The organism is Mesorhizobium sp. M7A.F.Ca.CA.001.08.2.1 (assembly GCF_003998455.1).
Classification (GTDB): Bacteria; Pseudomonadota; Alphaproteobacteria; order Rhizobiales; family Rhizobiaceae; genus Mesorhizobium; species Mesorhizobium ciceri.
In genome coordinates, this window is sequence record NZ_RZPW01000518.1 from 1 (window position 1) to 4594 (window position 4594).

3 protein-coding genes are annotated in these 4594 nt (G+C 63.3%); 2 read left to right on the forward strand and 1 reads right to left on the reverse strand.

Annotation, left to right across the window (positions count from 1 at the left end; all coding sequences use genetic code 11):
- The coding region (locus EN914_RS25245; RefSeq protein WP_127389333.1) for a helicase HerA-like domain-containing protein at nt 1-688 on the reverse strand (688 nt) is incomplete at its 3' end.
- Nucleotides 689-1017: 329 nt separating this feature from the next.
- On the opposite strand from EN914_RS25245, the gene EN914_RS25250 reads away from it, so the two are divergent.
- Both EN914_RS25250 and scpA read left to right on the forward strand, forming a co-directional pair.
- On the forward strand, nt 1018-2460 hold the full coding sequence (locus EN914_RS25250; protein WP_024505548.1) for a methylmalonyl-CoA mutase subunit beta: 1443 nt from the start codon (nt 1018-1020) through the stop codon (nt 2458-2460).
- Complete coding sequence (gene scpA, locus EN914_RS25255; RefSeq protein ID WP_024505549.1) at nt 2457-4580, forward strand: methylmalonyl-CoA mutase; 2124 nt, start codon at nt 2457-2459, stop codon at nt 4578-4580. Before EN914_RS25250 ends, scpA begins: the two co-directional genes overlap by 4 nt.
- Nucleotides 4581-4594: the final 14 nt, after the last annotated feature.

Sequence of the window (4594 nt, forward strand, 5' to 3'; positions counted from 1 at the left end):
CGCTGATGGCGCCGCGTCCGTCGCGGGTGGTGCGCATGATATCGGCGATACGCAGTGCCGGTTCGCCGAAGAAGTTTGCGGCCCCCTGCTGTTCGAGGACCAGCAGCGTGCGCTGGATAGCCCCGACCGATGGCTTCGTCACGTTGCCATAGCGCGAGCCGATCTCGTCGGCGCGCTCGGCGATGTTGGCGAGCAGCGCCTGCAGATCCTTCATGTCGAGCAGCAGCAAGCCTTCCTCGTCCGCCAGGCGGAAGGCGATGTTCATGATGCCTTCCTGCGCCTCGGTCAGGTTCATCAGGCGCGACAGCAACAACGGCCCCATTTCCGAGACCGTGGCGCGGATCGGATGACCCTGCTCGCCGAACAAGTCCCAGAAGATAACGGGAAATTCCTGGAAGTCATACGGATCGAGCTTGACCTGTTCGGCCCGCTTGACGAGGAAATCCTGTGCCGTGCCCATCATCGCGATGCCCGACAGATCACCCTTGATGTCCGCGCAGAACACCGGCACGCCGGCGTTGGAAAATCCTTCGGCCAGGATCTGCAAGGTGACGGTCTTGCCGGTGCCGGTGGCGCCGGTCACCAGGCCGTGACGATTCCCATATCGCAGCAACAACTGCTCGGCACGCTGATAGCTGTCGTCGGGCTTTCGGCTGGCGCCGATGAAAATACTGGTCTCGTCAGCCATATGTCCGGTCTCCGCAAACTGATGTGTCTAAAGCCAGTGGCCTTGCCGCAGGTATAGTGAGGCCATTGCACAGCGACAATGCCATTCGTCCAAATCGGGGCCATTCGTCCAAATCCGGGCCATTCGCCCAAATCGGCCCCATTCGTTCAGATCGGGTTTTTGGAGCTTGCGGATTTTGCCGCTGTTTGGCAATCGTCGTCCACGCGGACTGACCTATATCTGATGGATCGAATCCGGTCTCTGAAAGCGCATTGCATTGCGATATCGGACCGGGGACCGTAGACTGAACCGCTCCCGGCTGGTGCGGCCGCATGAAACGAGGAGGACGGATGGGCGCCGGAGCCTTGATCCAGGACGTGGAACCCGAGAACGCCGAGCGTCAGCGATGGCTCGCCTTGGCGGAAAAGGCATTGGCAGGCGCTTCCTTCGAGGAAAAGCTGGTCTCGCACAGCGATGACAACATCCGTATCGAACCGCTCTACGACCGCAGCACCGCGGCGGAACCGATCGTGCGTACAAACCCGAAATCGCCATGGATCGTCAGCCAGCGCATCGACGATCCGGACATCGACCGTGCCAGAAGCCAAGCGCTGGAGGATGTTGCACAGGGTGCCACGGGATTGTCGCTGGTCTTCGAAGGGGCGCCCAACGCGTTCGGCTACGGCTTGCCGAGAACGGCGGAGGCGCTGGAGGCGGTGCTGGACGGCATACCGCTCAACCGCATCCAGGTTCGCATCGACGCCCATCCCTGGAGCCGCGCCGTGGCCGACTGGCTGGTCGCGTTCCTGAGCAAGCGGCGATCGGACCCGGCAAAGCTCAACCTCTCCTTCGGCATCGATCCAGCGGCGATCTTCGCGGGAACCGGTCGGCTGCGCATGTCGATCGAGGCGCTGCAGGCCTCTATGCCACAGTCGCTGGCGCACTTCTTCGCGATGGGCGTTCCGGGCGTGCTGCTGGAAGCTGACGGGCGCGTGTTCCACAATGCCGGCGCGACGGAAGCGCAGGAACTTGGCATCATGCTGGCTTCGGCTGTCTCCTATCTCAGAATGTTCGAGACGGCGCGGCAGCCGCTTGTCTATGCCGCACCGCATATCGGTTTTGCGCTCAGCGTCGACCAGGACCAGTTGCTGTCGACGGCCAAGATGCGAGCATTGCGCAGACTATGGGCGCGGGTGCAGGAGGCTTGTTCGATCCCGACATCCACCGCCAATATCCATGCCGAGACGTCGTTTCGCATGATGACGGCGATGGATCCGGAGACCAACATCCTGCGCACCACCATTGCATGCTTTGCCGCGGCGTGCGGCGGCGCCGATTCGATCTCCATCCTGCCGCACACGATCGCGCATGGTCTGCCGGCGGGTTTTGCCCGTCGTGTTGCCCGCAACACGCAGCTGATCATGGCCAATGAAAGCCATATCGATCATGTCACCGATCCCGCCTATGGTTCCGGCGCCGTCGAGGCTTTGACCGCGGAGTTGTGCGAGTTGGCCTGGGCGGAATTGCAGACGATCGAAGCCGAGGGCGGTGTCCTGTCCAGCCTTCAGGACGGACGCATCCAGAAGCGCGTCCACGCAGCTGCGGAGCAGCGCAATGCAGCCTACCGCACAGGCCAACGGGCCATCATCGGCACCACGCTCTATCCATCGAAAGACGAACGTCCGGTCGAGACGCTGGCGGCGGAACGGCGGCCGGCCTTCACCGAAGGCGTTGCCGTCTGCGAGGCGCTGTTTCCAGTCCGCATCGACCAATCGATCGGAGCCGGCTCTTGATCCCGGACTTCGGCCAGATCGGCTGGGTCCCGCCACGCCGCGCTCCCGTCGAGGTCAAAGGCCAGCGGACCACGCCGGAAGGGCTCGTCGCCAAGCATCTGTACAATCAAAGCGACCTCAAGGGGTTGCCGCATCTCGACACCTATCCCGGCCTGCCGCCCTTCGTGCGCGGCCCCTACCCGACCATGTATGTCCAGCAGCCCTGGACCATCCGGCAATATGCCGGCTTCTCGACGGCCGAAGAATCCAACGCCTTTTACCGGCGCAACCTTGCCGCTGGCCAGAAGGGCCTGTCGGTCGCCTTCGATCTCGCCACGCATCGCGGCTATGACAGCGATCATCCGCGCGTTGCCGGCGATGTCGGCATGGCTGGCGTCGCCATCGATTCCATTCTCGACATGCGGCAGCTCTTCGACGGCATTCCGCTCGGCGAGATGACGGTATCGATGACGATGAACGGCGCGGTGCTGCCGATCATGGCGCTCTACATTGTCGCGGCGGAAGAACAGGGCGTTGCGCAGAAAGATCTCGCCGGCACCATTCAGAACGACATTCTGAAGGAGTTCATGGTCCGCAACACCTACATCTATCCGCCGAAACCCTCGATGCGGATCGTGTCGGACATCTTCTCGTACACATCGAAGAACATGCCGAAGTTCAATTCGATCTCGATCTCCGGCTATCACATGCAGGAGGCCGGCGCGACGGCCGACCTTGAACTCGCCTATACGATCGCCGATGGCATCGAGTATGCCCGCGCCGGCGTCGCGGCGGGCCTCGACATTGACCGCTTTGCGCCGCGCCTGTCCTTCTTCTGGGCCATCGGCATGAATTTCTTCATGGAAGTCGCCAAGCTGCGGGCCGCGCGCCTGTTGTGGGCGACCCTGATGCAGAAGAATTTTTCGCCCAAGGACGAGCGCTCGTTGTCGCTGCGCACCCATTGCCAGACTTCTGGCTGGTCGCTGACGGCGCAGGATCCCTACAACAACATTGTCCGCACCATGATCGAGGCAATGGCTGCAACGCAGGGCCACACCCAATCGCTGCACACCAATTCCTTCGACGAGGCGATGGCGCTGCCGACCGACCATTCGGCGCGGATCGCCCGCAACACCCAGCTCATCCTGCAAAAGGAATCCGGCACCACGCGCATCATCGACCCGTGGGGCGGTTCGGCCTATCTTGAACGGCTGACGCATGATCTGGCGGCGCGCGCGCTTGCCCATATCGAGGAGGTCGAGGCGCTCGGCGGCATGGCGGCGGCGACCGAACAGGGCATTCCCAAGCTGCGCATCGAGGAAGCTGCCGCGCGCACGCAGGCGCGGATCGATTCCGGCGAGCAGATGCTGGTCGGCGTCAACGCCCATCGGCCCGAGACCGACATCGAGGTCGACGTGCTGAAGATCGACAATGCCGAGGTCAGGGCCCGGCAATTGTCGAAGCTGCAACGGCTGAAGGGCACGCGCGACGTCGCCGCCGTCGAAAGCGCACTCGATGCGCTGACCCGTGCCGCGCAAGGCACTGAAAACCTGCTGGAATTCGCCATCCGAGCCGCGCGCGCCAATGCAACGGTCGGCGAGATTTCATTCGCGTTGGAAAGAGCCTTTGGGCGCCACGTCGCTACGGTGCAGACCATTTCCGGCATCTATCGCAAGGCGCTTGGCGATCATCCCGTGGTCGACGGGCTGCAGGACAAGCTTGACGCCTTCGAGAAGAAGGCCGGCGGCAAGCCGCGCATTCTCGTCGCCAAGATGGGCCAGGACGGCCACGACCGTGGCCAGAAGGTCATCGCTACGGCCTTCGCCGATCTCGGCTTCGACGTCACCGTCGGCGCTATGTTCCAGACACCGGATGAGATCGCCAGGCTGGCGGTCGCACAGGACGTCCACATCGTCGGCGCCTCGTCGCTGGCGGCGGGACATCTGACGCTGATCCCCGAACTGCGCGACGCGCTTAAAAAGCTCGGCCGCGGCGACATGCTGATCGTCGCCGGCGGCGTCATCCCACCGCAGGACTATGACGCGGTGCGGCAAGCCGGCGCTGCCGAGATCTTCCCGCCGGGCACAGTCATCCCAGAGGCAGCGGATCGCCTGCTGGACCGCCTCCTGGCCACGGACTAGGACTGCTGTATCTC